The 19,835-nt window shown below is 38.4% G+C and carries 14 protein-coding genes; 12 read left to right on the top strand and 2 right to left on the bottom strand.

What is annotated here, in order from left to right:
• Positions 1–42: 42 nt before the first annotated feature.
• Entirely contained in the window at positions 43–1,905 is a 1,863-nt protein-coding gene (locus tag ACTIEV_RS12070) for a PAS domain S-box protein (protein ID WP_439516540.1), read from the top strand.
• Positions 1,906–1,993: 88 nt separating this feature from the next.
• Positions 1,994–4,228 carry a PAS domain S-box protein gene (locus ACTIEV_RS12075; protein ID WP_439516541.1) on the top strand — a complete coding sequence of 745 codons (2,235 nt, stop codon included), beginning with the start codon at positions 1,994–1,996 and terminating at the stop codon, positions 4,226–4,228.
• A 78-nt stretch (positions 4,229–4,306) separates the two neighbouring features.
• Here ACTIEV_RS12075 and ACTIEV_RS12080 read toward each other — a convergent pair whose 3' ends face one another.
• Together ACTIEV_RS12080 and ACTIEV_RS12085 are read right to left on the bottom strand one after the other, a co-directional pair.
• The gene (locus ACTIEV_RS12080) at positions 4,307–5,887 is read right to left on the bottom strand and encodes an amidohydrolase family protein (protein WP_439516542.1); all 1,581 of its coding nucleotides are present in this window, start codon (positions 5,885–5,887) and stop codon (positions 4,307–4,309) included.
• Between the two features lie 98 nt (positions 5,888–5,985).
• Entirely contained in the window at positions 5,986–7,449 is a 1,464-nt protein-coding gene (locus tag ACTIEV_RS12085; protein ID WP_439516543.1) for a hypothetical protein, read from the bottom strand.
• A 298-nt stretch (positions 7,450–7,747) separates the two neighbouring features.
• On the opposite strand from ACTIEV_RS12085, the gene ACTIEV_RS12090 reads away from it, so the two are divergent.
• The 10 genes from ACTIEV_RS12090 (at position 7,748) to ilvA (ending at position 19,783) form a co-directional block, all read left to right on the top strand.
• Positions 7,748–8,914, top strand: a complete 1,167-nt coding sequence (locus tag ACTIEV_RS12090; RefSeq protein WP_439516544.1) for a 2-isopropylmalate synthase — start codon at positions 7,748–7,750, stop codon at positions 8,912–8,914.
• A gap of 47 nt (positions 8,915–8,961) precedes the next feature.
• Positions 8,962–10,362 carry a 3-isopropylmalate dehydratase large subunit gene (gene leuC, locus ACTIEV_RS12095; protein WP_439516545.1) on the top strand — a complete coding sequence of 467 codons (1,401 nt, stop codon included), beginning with the start codon at positions 8,962–8,964 and terminating at the stop codon, positions 10,360–10,362.
• Between the two features lie 37 nt (positions 10,363–10,399).
• The gene (gene leuD / locus ACTIEV_RS12100) at positions 10,400–10,984 is read left to right on the top strand and encodes a 3-isopropylmalate dehydratase small subunit (RefSeq protein ID WP_439516546.1); all 585 of its coding nucleotides are present in this window, start codon (positions 10,400–10,402) and stop codon (positions 10,982–10,984) included.
• 10 nt (positions 10,985–10,994) lie between these two features.
• Complete coding sequence (gene leuB, locus ACTIEV_RS12105) at positions 10,995–12,107, top strand: 3-isopropylmalate dehydrogenase (RefSeq protein WP_439516547.1); 1,113 nt, start codon at positions 10,995–10,997, stop codon at positions 12,105–12,107.
• Between the two features lie 355 nt (positions 12,108–12,462).
• Complete coding sequence (locus ACTIEV_RS12110; protein ID WP_439516548.1) at positions 12,463–13,356, top strand: branched-chain amino acid transaminase; 894 nt, start codon at positions 12,463–12,465, stop codon at positions 13,354–13,356.
• Between the two features lie 26 nt (positions 13,357–13,382).
• Positions 13,383–15,065: a dihydroxy-acid dehydratase gene (gene ilvD / locus ACTIEV_RS12115; protein ID WP_439516549.1), complete on the top strand. Its 1,683-nt coding sequence runs from the start codon at positions 13,383–13,385 to the stop codon at positions 15,063–15,065.
• 23 nt (positions 15,066–15,088) lie between these two features.
• Complete coding sequence (gene ilvB, locus ACTIEV_RS12120) at positions 15,089–16,822, top strand: biosynthetic-type acetolactate synthase large subunit (protein WP_439516550.1); 1,734 nt, start codon at positions 15,089–15,091, stop codon at positions 16,820–16,822.
• A 4-nt stretch (positions 16,823–16,826) separates the two neighbouring features.
• Positions 16,827–17,417 (top strand): acetolactate synthase small subunit, encoded by a 591-nt coding sequence (gene ilvN / locus ACTIEV_RS12125; protein ID WP_439516551.1) that lies wholly within the window; start codon positions 16,827–16,829, stop codon positions 17,415–17,417.
• 34 nt (positions 17,418–17,451) lie between these two features.
• Positions 17,452–18,525 (top strand): ketol-acid reductoisomerase, encoded by a 1,074-nt coding sequence (ilvC, locus tag ACTIEV_RS12130; protein WP_439516552.1) that lies wholly within the window; start codon positions 17,452–17,454, stop codon positions 18,523–18,525.
• A gap of 10 nt (positions 18,526–18,535) precedes the next feature.
• The gene (ilvA, locus tag ACTIEV_RS12135; RefSeq protein ID WP_439516553.1) at positions 18,536–19,783 is read left to right on the top strand and encodes a threonine ammonia-lyase; all 1,248 of its coding nucleotides are present in this window, start codon (positions 18,536–18,538) and stop codon (positions 19,781–19,783) included.
• Positions 19,784–19,835 lie beyond the last annotated feature (52 nt).

Raw genomic sequence — 19,835 nt, forward strand, 5'->3', positions numbered from 1 at the left:
TCATTCCTGCCTTTACTATTTATAACCTCATATATCAGAAATATGTCTGATCACAGCATCTATCGTGTCATGATTGAAAATGCACTGGATGCTTTCTTTTTGACCAAACCGGATGGCACTATCCTGGATGCCAATGCTGCAGCCTGTTCCATGTTTGGTTATTCTTTGGATGAGTTTAAAATTGCGGGGCGACAAGGTATTATCGATCCAGAGTCACCCGGCTTAGCTGAGTTGCTGGCAGAAAGAAAGGAAAAAGGGAAGATTATATGTGAGTTGATAGGAGTTAAAAAAAATGGTGAGAAATTTCCTATCTGGGTATCTTCTGTCATTTTTAAAGAGGAAGGAAAAGAAGAAAAAACTTTTACCATCATTCAAGATATTACTGAGCGTAAAAAAAGAGAAGAGGAACTGCGCACTTCAGAGGCGAATATGAGAATGATCCTTGATAATACGGATGAGTTGTTTATTATCATTGACAGAAATCTTACGGTTATTAACTTTAATAAAGCTACAGAACAGAAATCAAAGCAGTTATTGGGAGTGCCATTTGAAAGGGGCAGGTCTATTCTGGATAGTGCACAACCGGAGAGAATTCCGATATTAAAAAAATTGTATGCTGATGTATTGAATGGGGCAGTAAGACAAAATATAGTGGAGATTCCACCTATTCATAATAATCCCAAAGTTGTTGTAGATATTCGATATAGCCCTATTTATGAGAATGATTTGATAGTGGGAGCTATTATTAATGTTCGGGATATCACTGAAACCAAATCCAAGGAAGCAGAATTATTGAGAACAAATGAACGATTCTATTATGCAGCTAAGGCAACCAATGATGCTATATGGGATTGGGATATCCAAAACGATAAAGTATTTCGAGTAGGAGATGGATTGAAAAACATTTTCGGGTACGATAAAGATATAGCAGGTATTGATGATCAATTTTGGATCAAAAGAGTACATCCGGATGATATAGATGCCATGATTTCAAAGCGAGAAATTGTTCTTTACAGAAGTCAAGAGCTATACTGGGAAGACGAGTATAGATTTCGAAAATCAGATGATACTTATGCACATGTATTCGATAAGGGATATATTATTCGTGATGCGAATGGTGCCCCTATTCGTATGATTGGGGCCACTCAGGATGTATCACAGAGAAAAGAAACGGAAGCATTATTGGTAGAACTGAATAATAGGCTTAAACGTCGAGCAGAAGAACTGGCTAACTCAAATGTAGAACTGGAAAGATTTGCATATGTTGCTTCTCATGATTTACAAGAACCTCTTCGTATGGTTACAAGTTTCCTACAATTACTAAAGAAACGATATGAAGAAAAGTTGGATGAAACTGCGAACCAATACATCGCTTTTGCAGTAGATGGTGCTGAGAGAATGAAAATACTGATCATGGATTTATTGGATTATTCCAGAGTAGGATCCAATACTGAACCAAATGAAAATGTAGACCTGAATCTATTGGTCGATGAGATCAAAAACCTGCTTAGCAAATCAATTGATGAAGTAAAAGCCAATATTACAATTGATCATTTACCGATTGTGAAAGGTAATCGTACACAATTGTTGCAGCTTTTTCAGAATTTAATTAGTAATGCCATTAAATACCATAAAGAAGGAACTCCCAGCATTGCAATTCATTACACTGAACAGGAAGAAGACCATTTGTTTGAAATCAAGGACAATGGAATCGGTATCGATCCTGCTTTTCATGAAAAAATATTTGTGATTTTTCATCGACTTCATAGTCGATCTGAATATACAGGTACGGGAATTGGACTGGCTATTTGTAAAAAGATTATTGAACGTCATAATGGAAAAATATGGGTAAAATCAGCTCTTGGACAAGGCAGTTCTTTCTTTTTTACACTCAGTAAAAGATGAATATATTGATATATATAACCCCTTTATTTTAGTATCTTGTATAGCTTATATGAAAACTGTGTCAATCATTTCCCTAAAACCATAGGTTATGTCTGATTACCGATTGCCCTTAAGCATATTGATTGTTGAAGATAATCCCGGTGATCTATTCCTACTGGAAGAGTTATTGAGGGGGTCAACGCTTCCCATAAAACAACTGATTAAAGTTACTAGCGCCGGTGAAGCATGTAAGGTTTTACAAAAAGAAGAAATAAATCTTGTCTTATTAGATCTGAGTTTACCCGATAGTAACGGACTTCAGTCTTATGAAATAGTAGATGAATATGCAGGGTCAATACCTATTGTTGTATTGACAGGTTTAATTGATATGGAAATAGCCCTTGAAACCATGGCAAGTGGTGCGCAGGATTATCTGATCAAGGGTGAATTTGATGAAAAGCTTCTAGAAAAGTCCATACAGTATAGTATCGAACGTAAGAAAAGTCAGGAAAGTCTGAGAGAAAGTATTGATCGGTACAAATTTGTGACACGTGTAACGAATGATGTAGTATGGGATATGAATCTCTCTTCCAAAACAATACTTTGGGCTGAGGAGAATATGCGACGCGTATTCGGATATGATGTTGAAAATGGAGAAACTGATTTTGATTTTTGGTCAGATAAAATTCACCCGGATGATCGCGATCGGGTAGTTAAAAATTTATTAGATGTATGTAATGATCAAAAGAGCGACCAATGGGAAGATGAATACCGTTTCATGCGATCGAATGGAGAATACGCATATGTTCTTGATCAAGGTTATCTACTGTATGTAAATGGGAAGTCGATACGAATGATTGGCTCTATGCAGGATATTACTGAAAGAAAACTGGCTGAATTGAAATTGCTGGATAGTGAGAAGAGATTCCGATCATTGGTACAGAATGGCTCTGATATGATCAAGATACTCGATAGCAAAGGCATATTTACTTTTTCTAGCCCAAGTGTTGAGAAAGTTTTAGGGTATCGTCAAGATGAGATTGTAGGACAAAGCACATTTGATTTTATTCATCCGGATGATTTACAGGAAATTCTTCATCGATTTGAAGTCATCAAAAAAACGGACTATCATGAGATTCCGTATTTCCGTTTCAAAAATCAAAAAGGAGAGTGGCGTTGGCTGGAAACAAAACTTACAAATCTACTTGCAGATCCAGCTGTACAAGGTATCGTGTCGAACTCAAGGGATGTAACAGAAAAAAAGAAAGCAGAAGAAGCGATCTTAGCTTCTGAAGCAAGATATCGTAGCTTGTTTTTTAATAATCCCATGTCTATTTATATATGGGATATTGATACTTTAGAAATTCTAGAAGTAAATGATACCGCACAGAAAGAATATGGGTACTCACGAGATGAGTTTCTTTCAAAAAATATGAAAGACTTACGTAAAAAGGAAAATGTTGAAAAGTATCTACTATTCGTAGAGGAGTTCAAAAAAACAGGACAGGATACTATTATGCAAGGTGTTTGGAAGCACCTGAGAAAGGACGGGGAAGAGATGACAATGGAAATCTATTCACAGAAAATATTTTTTAAAGAAAGAACTGCTGTGTTAGCATTGGCAAATAATATCGATGAAAAAGTAAGACTTGAAAGTAAACTAGAAGAAGAACGTGAGGCAAAACAAAAGGAAATTACAGAAGCAGTCATCAGGGTTCAAGAAAAAGAGCGATATGAAATAAGTAGAGAATTGCATGATAACGTAAATCAGCAACTAACCGTTGCCATGATGTACATTGCTACTGCTGAAAAAGGAACTAATAATGCGGAAGCTTTACTGAAACAGTCTTCAAGTTTTATATACAACGCTATTGAAGAGATTAGAAAACTTTCAAAAGCACTCGTAACGCCACTCATTAAAGACTTTGGACTCTGCAAAGCTATTGAGGGTTTGCTAGAAGATATTCAACTCGCAAATAATAGTCTACACTTTGATTTCTTTTGTGAAAACTTTTATGAAGAAGATATTCATTATGAATTCAAATTGAGTATCTATCGAATAGTGCAAGAACAAATGAATAATATTTTAAAGCACGCAAAAGCCAAAGAAGTAGTCATTGAATTGTATCGTGATGAAGTTATCAGGTTATCTGTGAATGATAACGGTGTTGGATTTGATACTAAAAAGAAAAGAAAGGGTATCGGTATACACAATATCCAAACGAGGGTTGGACTTTATGGCGGACAAATCAATATCCATTCCGAACCCGGAAAAGGATGTCAACTTAGAATTGAGTTCCCGATTACGAATGATATTTTAGTAAAGCAGGGAGAGATTGGTTGACAGTTTATAGTTGACAGTTGACAGCTTCTTCATCAATACACAACTGTCATCTGTCATCTGTCATCTGTCAACCATCAACTACTCCACCCCCGGCTGTTTCAACTTCCAGCCGGTCTTTGCTTTTTGCTCATCTACTATTTTCTTTACGTCTGCAAGTAGTTTTTTGGCGTCATATATAATGCCGTCTTTAATAGTGAATTGTACACCGCCGGTTCTTACGATTTTATTGTCTTTTGTCAACTCAATAGCACCGGTACCGTATAGTACTTGTAAATTTTTCAATGGGTTTGCGTTAATGATTACTAGATCGGCAAGTTTACCTGCTTCAACGCTGCCCAATTCTTTTTCCATTCCCAAAGCTTGTGCGCCATATAAGGTGGCGGAGCGTATTACTTCTAAGGGATGAAAGCCCGCTTCACGTAATAACTCTAGTTCACGTATATAACCAAAACCATAGGTTTGATAAATAAATCCATTATCAGAACCTGCTGTTACTCTTCCACCACGGTTTTTATATTCATTGATAAAAGTCATCCACAAACGATAATTATTTTTCCATTCTACTTCCTGTTCTGTTCCCCATTGATGCCAGTATGAGCCATGGCTTTGATAGCTGGGTTCATAGAATTTCCACAAAGAAGGCAATGTATAATCTTCATGCCATTCCGCTCTTCTCGCACGGTGTAAATCACGATTGGCCTCATAAATATTGAATGTAGGGTCTATTGTGAAGTCTAATGCGATCAGTTCATTCATCACTTTATTCCAATGATCTGAATAGGGAGGAGCTGCTTGTTTCCATAATTTACCGGCTTCTTCAAAGCGATGTTGTTCATTATTGTAATTGTAATCTGCAGGATAATCTTGAATCGTTTTATTGGTGAACAAAGCTTCCGGTAAACCATACCAATGTTCCATACTGGTCATGCCTGCACGAGCAGAATTCAATACATTCCATCGAGCAACATCTGTTTGTGCATGATGTGCAGTTGAACGTAATCCCAATTCACTATTCTCGGTAATAGCAGCATACATGACTTCGGGAGCAGCGCCAAAAAATTTAATTCCGTCCGCACCCTTCTTGGCATTTTCACGAACCCAGTTTTTGGCTTGCTCTGCATTGCTGATCGGACCACGATGACCCTGTCCAAAAGCCGTATATGCAAAAATCCTTGGAGCAGTAATGGTATTAGCAGCACTTTTTCTTTTGTGTTCCAATACCCAATCCAATCCGTTGCCCGCCGATGGGTCACGGATGGTAGTGATACCATGTGCCATCCATAATTTAAACACATATTCTGCAGGCGTACCTTGTGCAGTACCACCGATATGTCCATGCATATCAATAAATCCGGGCATGGCAAACATACCTTCACAGTTCAGTTCTTTTCCACCTTCTTTTAAAGCAGGTCTCCTACTTTGATTAATAGGTAAACCCGGACTCCCAACAGTCTGTATCTGAACAATTCGGTTATTCTCAATCACAATATCAACAGGCCCTGCCGGTGGTGCGCCGGTACCATTGATAAGTGTTACACCACGAATAATTAATTGTGTGTAAGGTCCGTCACCTTCTTTTACTTCAGGAGCTTTTGGAATTTGGGCGAAAGAAGTGAAAAGGGAAAGCTGAAAACTGAGCAGGAGTAATAACTTTTTCATACAGCATAATTATAACAATGAATGTAAGAAAGAAAACCGAAGCTGTATGAGAAAATCGGTTAATAAAAGAGTTGTCAAACAGTGGTAACTACCAGCTATTACTTATTGTGCAAATACTTTTCTCTAATCACTTTTTGTACGTCTTTACCCTCCACTTTACTCTCCAGCCAAGAGAGTACATCTAAATACATAAATGCACGGCTTTCCATTTTATTCTTAGATAACTTACGAAGCTTGGCTAATAATTTTTCAAAATGAGGTTTTAATTGTCTCGGAGTTAATCGGAACGATTGTTTTAAGAAAGCGAATATCTCTAATTCCACAATACTCAGATTATTCATTTTCGACATGAAGCGATATACTGATTTCAACAAATACTCCAGCAAGTCGAAATTTCCCAATTCATAATGTGCAATCAGATGTAAAAGTCGCGCATAACATTGCAGGTCTGTTCTGAGATCTACTTTCCAGTTGATGATCTTATTCAGGTAGTCGATACTCTTTTCATGATCGCCTGATCCAAAATAAAGGGAAGCGAACTTGTAATAAAAAACAAGGATACGATGGCGATCCAGATAGATCTCATAGTGTTTTAGCTTGTCTTCAATCTCAGGTACCAATGCCAACCCCTTGGTAAAAGTACCCTCCATAAAGTGTTTGTTCAGCTTTGCAGTATAGAGATAGATAAAAATTTGAATCAGATTATTCTGATTTTGCTGTATACCCGGATTTTCTGAAAATGCTTCAAACTGTTTGAGTGTCTCATCAAATTTTTGATAATTACGCAGATCAAAGTGGGCCCCCATTAAATTGTGCATACCCTTGATATAATGCATGGTTTCTACTTCAATCATTTTAGGTTCTTTATGAAAAAGATCAACCCATTTCTGGCAATAACGATAATACAGTAGAAAATCTTGAACAATAAAACCATACCAACAAAAACATTGATATCGGTATAACTTCTCATAAAAACTATCAGCTTTGGAAGCTGCTTCCATCATAGGTTGGCTCATCAAAGCATCCAGTTGCTCTCTGTCATGATTGTTCCTGGCATGTCCATGCTGAATATACCAGCTATATAATTGAAGTGATAAATCAGATAAAGCACCGATCAGTCTCAGTCTTTCATTAACTTCCGTAGATTCCAGACTTAATTTTTCAGCACGATCCTGCATACTTCTTGTAATATGTAAGGCTTCTATTTTTTTCTCCAGAAAAACAACCTGTAAAATATAAGTAACCTGATTATTCGCTTTAGCAAGTTCCTTGATCTTATCCAATACTTTCAAACTCTGCAGATAGAGTCCTTTATTATAGAGTAAGCGAGCAAAGTCGAGTTGCTCATGTAATTGCAGGTCTATATTTTCTTCCTGTTTTAATGAACGTAAACTGCTGAGCACTTCATGGTATAAACGTGCTTTGAGATTCGAAAGCTGTTGTTTGAGAATGCTTTTGTTCTTTTTGAGCAATGCGTCTTCATCATACTGCTTCATTTTATCGATAGCGTCAAAGAGCTGTACCACTTTCAAGTCCCTTGATTCTCCCGACCTGGACTTCATATACAGTTTAAAATGCCTTTTTTCAGAGGCTGAAAGCGACTGAATCAGTTGAAAAAGAGTATCTGTACTACGGTTGGGCATGGTAATTCAAAACGATTATGATCCTTTACTAGTAAGGGTTTCAGCAAATACAACTCATTCCATACGGCGTAAAATAACAGCAAAATTGATCTCAAGCCGCTGGTCAGAGCATCTATATTCGATGATGAGCAGGCTGTGAATTTGTTAATACAGGCAATCGTTAACAAATATAAACAGCTTGCTTTTTTATCCTACATAAAAAAATAATAAACCATTCATGGCTCAGCAGGTCCACATATTTGATACCACTTTGCGAGATGGTGAACAGGTTCCGGGTTGTAAACTCAATACCAAAGAAAAGCTGGAATTGGCACTTCAACTGGAAGCACTGGGGGTTGATATAATCGAAGCTGGTTTTCCTATCTCATCACCAGGTGACTTTGAATCGGTGGAACAGATTTCAAAAGCGGTTAAATATGCAACAGTATGTGGATTGAGTCGCGCCGTTCAAAAAGACATTGAAACAGCTGCCCAGGCGTTGAAGTACGCAAAAAGACCAAGAATACATACAGGCATCGGAACATCTGATTATCATATCCGTTCAAAATTCAATGCTACTCGCGAGGAAATTTTACAAAGAGCTGTGCAAGCAGTAAAATGGGCAAGAAATTTTACGGATGATGTTGAGTTTTATGCAGAAGATGCGGGCAGAACAGAAAATGCATATTTGGCAACAGTTATTGAAGCTGTCATCAAAGCCGGTGCTACAGTGGTCAATATTCCGGATACTACCGGTTATTGTTTGCCGCATCAGTATGGCGAAAAGATCGCCTACCTCAAAAATCATGTTTCTAATATTGACCGTGCCATTATTTCATGCCATTGTCATAATGATCTCGGATTAGCCACCGCCAATGCCATCGCAGGTGTGATCAATGGTGCCAGACAAATAGAATGTACCATCAATGGGCTCGGAGAAAGAGCGGGCAATACTTCATTGGAAGAAGTGGTCATGATTTTACAACAACACAAAGATCTTGGTTTTTACACACAGGTACATACACAGCAATTAAATCCGATCAGTAGAGAAGTAGCAGAAATCATGCGAATGCCTGTGCAACCAAACAAAGCTATTGTTGGATCGAATGCCTTCTCTCATTCATCCGGAATTCATCAAGATGGATTTTTAAAAGATGCTCAAAGCTATGAGATCATCAATCCGGAAGAAGTAGGAGCAGAAGGAAGTAAGATCGTTTTAACGGCCAGAAGCGGTAGAAGTGCACTGGCATACCGGTTTCAAAAGATTGGATACCGGTACAATCGAAACGATATCGATATTCTGTATCAAGAGTTTCTTAAAGTAGCAGATAAAAAGAAAGAAGTAGAAGAATCAGACTTGCATGTACTGGCACAGGCTTATCAGGTAGAACCTGTTACTGCTTAAGTGTTGAGATAGCAACTATTTAAATGATTGGAAAGTAATACGATACAATGGCTAAAACATTATTTGAAAAGATTTGGGACAAACATGTCGTTAAACAGATTGAAGGAGGGCCTTCTATTTTGTATATCGACAAACATTTCATTCATGAAGTGACCAGTCCACAAGCTTTCAAAGGACTGGAGAAAAGAGGCTTGTCTGTATTTAGACCTCAACAAGTAGTGGCAACTGCAGATCATAATGTACCTACTTTGAATCAACATTTACCGATCAAAGATGAGTTATCGAGAATACAAGTACAACAACTGATTGAGAATTGTAAAAAGCATCAAATCGAGTTATATGGATTGGGACATCCTTTTCAGGGTATTGTTCATGTGATTGGTCCTGAGTTAGGTATTACACAACCGGGTATGACGATTGTTTGCGGCGATAGTCATACTTCTACTCATGGAGCGTTTGGTGCCATCGCGTTTGGCATTGGAACGAGTGAAGTAGAAATGGTATTTGCATCACAATGTTTGATGCAGACTAAGCCCAAACTAATGCGTATCAATATAGAGGGTGAATTAAATAAAGGTGTCGTAGCAAAGGATATCATCTTATACATAATTGCACAGATATCTGCGAGTGGAGCAACCGGATACTTTGTTGAATATGCAGGTTCAGCTATTCGATCATTGTCTATGGAAGCAAGAATGACCATTTGTAATATGAGTATTGAAATGGGTGCCAGGGGTGGTATGATTGCTCCGGATGAAACTACTTTTCAATATATAAAAGGTCGTCAGTTTGCGCCATCCGGTGAATCTTGGAATCAAAAAATACAAGAATGGTCTGCATTGTATAGTGATGCAGATGCTGTTTTTGATCAAGAAATTCATATTGATGCAACTGCTATTCAACCTATGATTACTTATGGCACGAATCCCGGATTAAGTATTGCCATCAATGGTTTCATTCCCGTTGCCGAAAGTATACCCGATGAAGGTGAGCGTCATACCATTGAAAAAGCATTACAGTACATGGGACTAGAAAGCGGTAAGTGTTTATTAGGATTACCGGTACAACATATATTCATTGGCAGTTGTACGAATTCTCGTATTGAAGATCTCAGACAAGTGGCATTATTGGTGAAAGGAAGAAAAAAGAATGAGCATGTTCAAGTAATGATTGTTCCGGGATCGCAGCAGGTATCAAAACAGGTACAGGCAGAAGGATTGGATAAAATTTTTCAGGACGCCGGCTTTGAAATCAGACAAGCTGGATGCAGCGCATGTTTAGGGATGAATGAAGATAAAATTCCTGCCGGTGAATATTGCATCAGTACCAGCAACAGAAATTTTGAAGGCAGACAAGGAGCAGGTGCAAGAACATTATTGGCTAGTCCACTCACAGCCGCCGCCGCCGCTATTACAGGTGTTGTAACAGACGTAAGAGAATTAATGTAATGCTATAAGCCATCAGCCAAACACTACTAAAATAAAAATGGATAAAATAACCACCATACAAAGCAGATTTGTTCCCATGCCAATCGAGAATATCGATACAGATCAGATCATTCCTGCACGATTCTTAAAAGCCACCACACGTGACGGTTTTGGTAAGAACCTTTTTCGAGACTGGAGATATAGCAATGATGATGAGTCACAACCCAAAGTAGATTTCGTATTGAATCATAAAATATACAGTGGTGAGATATTGGTAGCGGGTAAAAATTTCGGATGTGGTTCATCGAGAGAACATGCAGCTTGGGCTATCAAGGATTATGGATTCAAAGTAGTGATATCTAGTTTTTTTGCTGATATTTTTAAAAACAATGCATTGAATAACGGCTTATTACCCATCACCGTTAGTGATATGTTTCTGCAACAGTTATTTCAGTTGTCACCTGCAGATACACTGACTGTGAGCTTAGAAGCACAAACGGTTTGTATCGATAAATCTGGTCAAAAAGAAAGTTTCGAGATCAATAGTTATAAAAAAACCTGCTTGTTACATGGGTATGATGATATTGATTATCTCATCAATATGCGAGCAGCAATTGAACAGTTTGAACAAAAGGTAGCCTAAAGAAAAATATATGAATAAGAAAATTGCTGTTTTGCCGGGAGATGGGATTGGTCCTGAAGTCACCAATCAGAGTATTAAAGTGCTGGATGTTATTGCAGCAAGATTCGGGCATTCATTTGATTATCATTTTGCAGTGGTGGGGGCTATTGCTATTGACCAAACAGGTAATCCATTACCTGATGCAACGATTGATACTTGTTTAAGTAGTGATGCTGTATTATTTGGTGCGATTGGTGATCCTAAATACGATAACAATCCTTCAGCAACTGTAAGACCGGAGCAAGGTTTATTGAAATTGCGAAAAGTATTGGAGTTGTACACCAATATTCGCCCGATTGATACTTATAAAGCATTGCATCATTTGTCTCCGGTAAAAGCAAGACTATTGGAAAATGTAGATTTTGTGATCTTTAGAGAATTGACAGGAGGGATTTATTTTGGAAAAAAAGAAAAGTCCGCTGACGGAGACGCGGCTACTGATGAATGTACTTACTCAAAGTATGAAATCGAAAGAATTGCACAGTTGGCTTTTCAATATGCGCAAAAACGAAAAAATAAGCTGACCCTCATTGATAAAGCCAATGTATTAGAAACATCGCGACTCTGGAGAACTGTTGTTCAGGAGATTGCTATCAGCTATCCAACAGTGACAGTAAATTATATGTATGTGGACAATGCAGCCATGCAAATCATTTTAAATCCTGCACAATTCGATGTAGTGCTAACAGAAAATATGTTTGGTGATATCATTAGTGATGAAGCCAGTGTATTATCGGGATCGCTTGGTTTATTGCCATCGGCTTCAGTTGGAAATAAAGCAGCATTGTTTGAGCCTATTCATGGATCCTATCCACAAGCAGCGGGAAAAGATATCGCAAATCCAATAGGGTCTATACTTTCAGCAGCTATGATGTTAGATCATTTCGGATTAACTGAAGAGGCGCATACGGTTCGAAAAGCCGTAGAATGGACTTTATTGAATGGATTCGTATCAAAGGATATTGATCCTGTCAATAATTATTCCACCAGTGCTATTGGGGATTTGATAGCGGATCATATTGAGAGAAACATTGGATTAAGCGTGAGTGCCAATGCTAGTTTGAATAAATCTACTATTATCTAATAGGCTTTCAGATAATGAGTAAAGTATAGTTTTAAAGTCAGTACTAAAGTGCGATACATAGGTATTGCACTTGTTGTTTTCGGATATCAGATAACAAACAGTTGTTCGTTATCTGAAAAAATAATAGAAGAGTTCTTTGTTTTTATCAGAGGTGGGAGTATATTCGTTGAATAGAATCTCCTCATGTTTAGTAACAGTACTAATATTGTCAACATCATCAGCACAATTATTATTGTGGTTGTCATTATTATCCCTGTACCTAACGGAGGAGGAGTTTTACTATAATATCAATTAACTGAATTATACAGCCCCGCCTCCAAAAGGCGGGGCTTTTTTATTTACACAAAACAGATATATGTATTACGGGTCATCAACAATTATTTACTTCAAAGACAACTTTGTAAAAGCGACAGAGGCAAGCATTGATATATATAGTCAATCGCTACACTATGGGTATGCTGTATTTGAAGGAATTCGCTCCTATCATACGGATCAGGGAACGGTTATTTTCAAGGCAAAAGAACATTACGAAAGGCTTTGTTATTCAGCACAGGTTATGGGTATTCCCTTCTCAGTAAGCGTTGAAGAATTGATTGATATCACGTATGAGCTGCTTCAAAAAAATGAGTTTACTGATGCTTATATACGACCGGTTATTCTTTGTTCTCCGAATATGTCCTTATCAAAAGGAAAAGAAAGTTATCTGGCCATTACTGCATGGGAATGGACCAATGGTTATTTGAGTAATCAAATGCGTGTGATGACATCTTCTTACCGAAGACCCAATCCAAGTGGATTTAAGATCAACGCAAAAGTATCGGGTCATTATGTAAACTCAATATTAGCTTGTCAAGAAGCAAAAGATCAAGGCTTTGATGAAGCTTTACTCTTGGATATTGATGGTTATGTAGCAGAAGGTCCCGGAGCAAATGTTTTTTTTGAGAAAGAGGGTGTTCTCTATACACCTGCGGTAGGCAATATACTGCCCGGAATTACGAGAGCTACTTTATTGGAACTATGTGATGAATTGAATATTACCGTAGTAGAAAAAAAGATCAGACCTGAAGAAATACGTGGAGCAGATAGTGCTTTTTACTGTGGTACAGCAGCAGAAGTAGTGGCATTAGAGTCGCTGGATAATATTCCGTTTCAGAAAAGATGGGAAGAGTCATTAGGCGCTATTCTCCAACAAGCTTATAAAGCAAAAGTGTTACAAAAAGAATATACAAGAGAAATGACAGAAGCTTAATTAGTATCTGTTTGCAAATAATAAGTATGAATGAACTAAACAAATATTCCAAAACCATTACACAAGATGTTACGCAACCTGCAGCACAGGCTATGTTTTATGGTATTGGATTAACGGAAGATGATTTAAAAAAAGCACAGGTGGGTATTGCCAGTATGGGGTATGATGGTAATACATGTAATATGCACCTGAATGATTTGGCGAAATTGGTGAAACAAGGTGTATGGGATAATGAGCTGGTAGGTCTCATCTTCAACACCATCGGCGTGAGTGATGGTATGAGTAATGGAACCGATGGCATGCGTTACTCTTTGGTGAGTCGAGATGTGATTGCAGATTCAATTGAAGCTGTTTGTGGAGCACAGTATTATGATGCATTGATTGCTTTACCCGGATGTGATAAAAATATGCCCGGATCATTGATAGCAATGGGTCGATTGAATCGTCCATCCATTATGGTATATGGGGGCACTATTGCACCGGGTCATTATAATGGACAAGATCTCAACATCGTATCTGCATTTGAAGCGTTGGGACAAAAAATTGCCGGTGAACTTTCTGAAGCAGATTTTAAAGGTATCATTCAACATGCTTGTCCGGGTGCTGGAGCCTGCGGAGGTATGTATACGGCCAATACCATGGCATCAGCCATTGAGGCTTTGGGGATGAGTTTACCTTACTCTTCCTCAAATCCGGCTTTGAGTGATGAAAAGAAGAAAGAATGTTTGGAAGCAGGGAAAGCCATCCGATTATTATTGGAAAAAGATATCAAACCCAGTGATATCATGACACGTAAGGCTTTTGAAAACGCCATGACAGTCATTATGGTTCTTGGTGGTAGTACCAACGCAGTGTTACACCTAATTGCTATGGCTAAAGCGGTGAATGTTTCATTAACACAAGATGATTTTCAAACCATCAGTGATCGTATCCCGGTGCTGGCAGATTTTAAGCCAAGTGGAAAATACTTAATGCAAGATCTGCATCAATATGGTGGACTTCCTGCTGTGATGAAGTATCTCTTATCAAAAAAATTATTGCACGGTGACTGCTTGACTGTTACGGGAAAAACAATCGCAGAAAATCTTGCAGCTGTCCCAGATTTAAATTTTGAGGAACAAAAAATCATTTACCCAATCGAAAACCCGGTAAAAGCAACAGGACATCTGCAAATATTATATGGGAATCTGGCAGAGAAAGGAAGTGTAGCAAAAATATCCGGTAAAGAAGGTGAATTATTCATTGGTCCTGCACGTGTATTTAATGGGGAGCATGCACTGATAGAAGGGATCAATAGCGGAAAGATCAAAAAAGGAGATGTGGTCGTGATTCGTTATGTAGGACCTAAAGGGGGGCCGGGTATGCCTGAAATGTTGAAACCTACATCAGCCATCATTGGAGCAGGGCTGGGTAAATCAGTGGCATTGATTACTGATGGAAGATTTAGCGGGGGCACACATGGTTTTGTTGTTGGGCATATTACTCCCGAAGCTTATGATGGAGGGCTGATTGCGTTGGTGAACGATGAAGATATCATAGAGTTAAATGTTACAACAAGATCGATCAATGTAAAACTAGCTGAGGAAGAAATACAACAAAGAAAGCAGCAATGGAAACGACCTTCTCTTGCTGTAACCAAGGGATTATTATTTAAGTACGCACGAACAGTAAAAGATGCATCCGAGGGTTGCGTTACCGATGAAATTTAATTAATCATGAACAAGTAATGATAATGGAAACAGCAATGGATATCATAGAAAAGCCGGTAAAAGAAACCATACAAATTACCGGATCACAAGCATTACTCGAAACATTGATTGCTGAGCAGGTAGACACCATATTTGGATATCCGGGTGGAGCCATCATGCCTATTTATGATGCGTTGTATGATTATCATGAACAACTAAAACATATCCTTGTAAGACACGAACAAGGTGGAATACATGCTGCACAAGGGTTTGCCAGAACATCCGGTAAAGTGGGAGTGGTTTTTGCAACAAGTGGTCCGGGTGCTACCAATTTGGTTACAGGGTTAGCAGATGCACAAATAGATAGTACACCTCTGGTATGTATTACCGGACAAGTATTTGCGCATCTTTTAGGAACCGATGCATTTCAGGAAACAGATGTCATTAATATTACTACTCCGGTAACCAAATGGAATTATCAGATCACAGATGCTTGCGAAATCCCTGAAGTATTGGCGAAAGCTTTTTATATCGCCAGAAGCGGTAGGCCAGGTCCGGTATTGATTGATATCACTAAGAATGCGCAGTTGCAACTATTTGAATATAATGGGTATCAATCTTGTGATCATATCAGAAGCTATCGACCCAAACCGTATATCAGAAAAGAATTTATTGAAGCGGCGGCAGCATTGATCAATACAGCAGAGAAACCATTTGTGATTTTCGGTCAGGGTGTGATACTAGGTAACGCAGAACAAGAGTTTAAGGCTTTTCTGGAAAAATCAGGGATACCTGCCGCATGGACTATTTTAGGTTTGAGTGCACTGCCTACAGATCACCCACTAAATATGGGCATGTTGGGTATGCATGGAAACTATGGGCCGAATGTGATGACCAATGAATGTGATGTGTTGATTGCGATTGGTATGCGCTTCGATGACAGGGTTACGGGTAGATTAGACAAATATGCTAAACAAGCAAAAGTGATTCATCTGGATATCGATCCATCTGAAATCGATAAAAATGTAAAAGCAACCGTAGGTGTGTGGGGCGATTGTAAAGAGACATTGCCGATGCTCACACGATTGATACAAACCAAAGTATATCCTCAATGGATCGAAAAATTCAGGGCTTATCAAAAAGAGGAAGAAAAGGAAGTTATCATCAATGAGTTGTACCCTAGCGAGGGACAAATATCGATGGGAGAAGTGCTTCGTGTATTGAATGAATTAACAAAAGGAGAAGCTATTGTAGTTTCAGATGTAGGGCAGCATCAGATGGTGGCTTGTCGGTATGCCAAATTCAACCAGACCAGAAGCAATATTACTTCGGGTGGATTGGGTACCATGGGATTTGCATTGCCCGCTGCTATCGGAGCAAAATTTGGAGCACCGGAAAGAGCGGTTGTAGCTGTTATTGGAGATGGTGGTATTCAAATGACCATTCAAGAATTGGGAACTATCATGCAAACAGGTATTGATATTAAAATTCTCATTCTTAATAATCAGTTTTTAGGAATGGTACGTCAATGGCAGCAATTGTTTCATGATAAACGATATTCTTTTGTTGATATAGCCAGTCCTGATTATGTAACAGTGGCTAAAGGATATGGCATCTGCGGGGAAACGGTAAAAGAGCGAAGTCATTTAAAAGATGCATTACAGAGAATGTTGTTACATCCGGGAACTTATTTGCTGGAAGTAATGGTTGGGAAAGAAAACAATGTATTCCCGATGGTTCCTCAAGGCTGCAGTGTTAGTGAAATCAGATTAAAGTAAACTTATGCAAAAACAAGAATTTACCATCACAGTTTATACAGAGAACCATATTGGGTTACTGAATCGAATCGCAATTATATTCTCCAGACGAAAGATCAATATCGAAAGTCTGAATACTTCACCTTCTGAGGTAGAAGGTATTCATCGTTTTACGATTGTTATCGATGAATTGGAAGAAGTGGTAAGAAAATTGGTACGCCAAATCGAAAAACAAGTAGAAGTTTTAAAAGCTTATTACAATACCAATGATGAAATCATTTGGCAGGAGCTGGCACTCTATAAAGTATCTACGGATGAAATTGCCGAGAAGGTAAAAGTTGAACGATTACTGAGAGAATATGGTGCAAGAGCGGTAGTGATCAGAAAAGACTATACCATTTTTGAGACCAGTGGTCACCGCGAAGAAATCAACAGACTCATTAATGTTTTAGAACCTTACGGACTCATTGAGTTTGTGAGAAGCGCACGTGTGGCGATTATCAAAGCCAGTAGCGGTTTTCATGAAAAGATCAAAGAATTTGAAGCAACCGACCCGAGTGATGATTTGATCGAAAATGAATACCTGGGAAAACAACAAGAAGTATTTAGTATGTAATCAACCCAATCTATTAAAATATAAAACAAGCAACATGGCAAAGTTAAATTTTGGAGGCGTTGTAGAAAATGTAGTCACCAGAGAAGAATTCCCGCTGGAAAAAGCGCAGGAAGTATTAAAAGATGAAGTAGTAGCCGTAATTGGATATGGTGTTCAAGGTCCGGGACAGGCATTGAATCAAAAAGAAAACGGAATCAATGTGATCATTGGTCAACGAAAAAATTCAAAGAGCTGGGATAAAGCTGTACGTGATGGTTTTATTCCGGGAGAATCTTTATTTGAAATTGAAGAGGCATTACAAAGAGGTACCATCATTTGCTATCTTTTGAGTGATGCTGCGCAAATAAAGTTATGGCCAACGGTACAACGATACCTTACACCCGGAAAAGCGTTGTATTTCTCTCATGGTTTTGGTGTAACGTATAAAGATCAAACCGGAATCGTACCTCCTAAAGACGTAGATGTATTTCTTGTTGCACCCAAAGGGTCAGGCACATCTTTACGCAGAATGTTCTTGCAAGGAAGAGGATTGAATAGTAGTTATGCAATCTTTCAGGATGCAACAGGCAAAGCTTTTGACAGAGTGATTGCATTGGGTATTGCCATTGGTAGTGGCTATTTATTTGAAACTGATTTCAAAAAAGAAGTGTACAGCGATTTAACGGGAGAGAGAGGAACATTGATGGGTGCGATTCAGGGCATATTTGCAGCGCAATATCAAGTTTTACGTTCCAAAGGACATACACCTTCAGAAGCCTTCAATGAAACAGTAGAGGAACTAACACAATCACTGATGCCACTAGTTGCTGAAAATGGGATGGATTGGATGTACGCCAATTGTTCTACCACTGCTCAAAGGGGTGCTTTGGATTGGTGGAAAAAATTCAGAGATGCAACACTACCTGTTTTTACAGAATTGTATGAAAGTGTAGCCACCGGAAAAGAAGCAGCTAAATCAATCGAAAGCAATAGCAAGGCTGATTATAGAGAAAAGCTGGAAGAAGAATTAAAAGAGTTACGTGAGAGCGAGTTGTGGCAAGCAGGAAAAACAGTGAGAAGTCTTCGCCCCGAAAATCAAAAAGTAGAAGAGACCGTAGTGCTTCCATAAAGGTATCGGCATGAAAACAATGAGCTATTCGATAGATTTTAATGCAGCGGCTAATCGTTTGCGAGAAATAGTAGTTAAAACACCGCTTACTTATAATCATTCCCTATCTAGAAAGTATGATTGTGATGTGTATCTGAAAAGAGAAGACTTACAAATCGTTCGTTCCTATAAGTTGAGAGGTGCTTATAACATGATGAGTAGCTTAGACCCTATTCAATTATCGAAAGGGGTCGTGTGTGCCAGTGCGGGTAATCATGCGCAAGGCTTTGCATACAGTTGTAAAAAACTAGGAATTCGTGGAGTTGTTTTCATGCCGGTGATCACGCCGAATCAAAAAATTACCCAAACTAAAATGTTTGGTTCAGATGCAATTGAAGTCATTCTTACCGGAGATACTTTTGATGATTGTGCGATGGCTGCCAAAGCATATACAGCAGCAAACGGAATGACGTTTATTCCACCCTTCGATGATCTGAAGATTATAGAAGGACAATCTACTGTAGCCGTGGAAATACTTGAAGAGCAAAGTAATATTGATTACTTGTTTGTACCAATTGGTGGTGGTGGATTGAGTGCAGGAGTCGGTTCTGTCTTTAAAACCATGTCTCCCCATACAAAAATTATCGGGGCTGAACCGGAAGGAGCACCTTCTATGACAGCAGCTTTGAAAGCCGGTATGCCTGTTGAACTAGAAGCAATAGAGCGGTTTGTGGATGGAGCTGCCGTAAAGAAAGTAGGCGAACTCAATTTTGCTATTTGTAAAGATGTATTGGATGATGTATGTCTGGTTCCGGAAGGGAAAATCTGTTCTTGTATCCTCAAATTATACAATGAAGATGCGATTGTGGTAGAACCTGCCGGAGCATTATCGGTAGCTGCCTTAGACGATTATGCAGAACAGATCAAAGGAAAAGTAGTGGTATGTGTAGTGAGTGGTAGCAATAATGATATTGATAGGATGCAAGAGATCAAGGAAAGATCATTGCAGCATGAAGGATTAAAACATTATTTCCTGATCCGTTTTGCACAAAGACCCGGCGCATTAAAACAGTTTGTCAATGATATATTAGGTCCAAATGATGATATTACCCGCTTTGAATACATGCAAAAACATAATAAAGAAACAGGCCCGGCATTGGTAGGTATTGAATTGAAATCAAGAAAAGACTATCAGCTGTTAGTTGATAACCTGATTGCTCATCAAATAAATTATACGGAACTCAATAAGAACGATAATCTTTTTGGTTATTTGGTTTAATAATCTAATAAGTCCTTATCTTTATTCTGTAATGAATCAAAAGCAGTTATAT

This window comes from Sediminibacterium sp. (genome assembly GCF_051861365.1).
In the GTDB taxonomy this organism is placed as follows: domain Bacteria; phylum Bacteroidota; class Bacteroidia; order Chitinophagales; family Chitinophagaceae; genus Sediminibacterium.

Coding starts and splice junctions, on each gene's coding strand:
- ACTIEV_RS12070 (WP_439516540.1), top strand. CDS start 43: ATGTCTGATCACAGCATCTATCGTGTCATGATTGAAAATGCACTGGAT.
- leuC (WP_439516545.1), top strand. CDS start 8,962: ATGGCTAAAACATTATTTGAAAAGATTTGGGACAAACATGTCGTTAAA.
- ilvC (WP_439516552.1), top strand. CDS start 17,452: ATGGCAAAGTTAAATTTTGGAGGCGTTGTAGAAAATGTAGTCACCAGA.
- leuB (WP_439516547.1), top strand. CDS start 10,995: ATGAATAAGAAAATTGCTGTTTTGCCGGGAGATGGGATTGGTCCTGAA.
- leuD (WP_439516546.1), top strand. CDS start 10,400: ATGGATAAAATAACCACCATACAAAGCAGATTTGTTCCCATGCCAATC.
- ACTIEV_RS12110 (WP_439516548.1), top strand. CDS start 12,463: ATGTATTACGGGTCATCAACAATTATTTACTTCAAAGACAACTTTGTA.
- ACTIEV_RS12075 (WP_439516541.1), top strand. CDS start 1,994: ATGTCTGATTACCGATTGCCCTTAAGCATATTGATTGTTGAAGATAAT.
- ilvD (WP_439516549.1), top strand. CDS start 13,383: ATGAATGAACTAAACAAATATTCCAAAACCATTACACAAGATGTTACG.
- ACTIEV_RS12090 (WP_439516544.1), top strand. CDS start 7,748: ATGGCTCAGCAGGTCCACATATTTGATACCACTTTGCGAGATGGTGAA.
- ilvN (WP_439516551.1), top strand. CDS start 16,827: ATGCAAAAACAAGAATTTACCATCACAGTTTATACAGAGAACCATATT.
- ACTIEV_RS12080 (WP_439516542.1), bottom strand. CDS start 5,887: ATGAAAAAGTTATTACTCCTGCTCAGTTTTCAGCTTTCCCTTTTCACT.
- ilvB (WP_439516550.1), top strand. CDS start 15,089: ATGGAAACAGCAATGGATATCATAGAAAAGCCGGTAAAAGAAACCATA.
- ilvA (WP_439516553.1), top strand. CDS start 18,536: ATGAAAACAATGAGCTATTCGATAGATTTTAATGCAGCGGCTAATCGT.
- ACTIEV_RS12085 (WP_439516543.1), bottom strand. CDS start 7,449: ATGAAGTCCAGGTCGGGAGAATCAAGGGACTTGAAAGTGGTACAGCTC.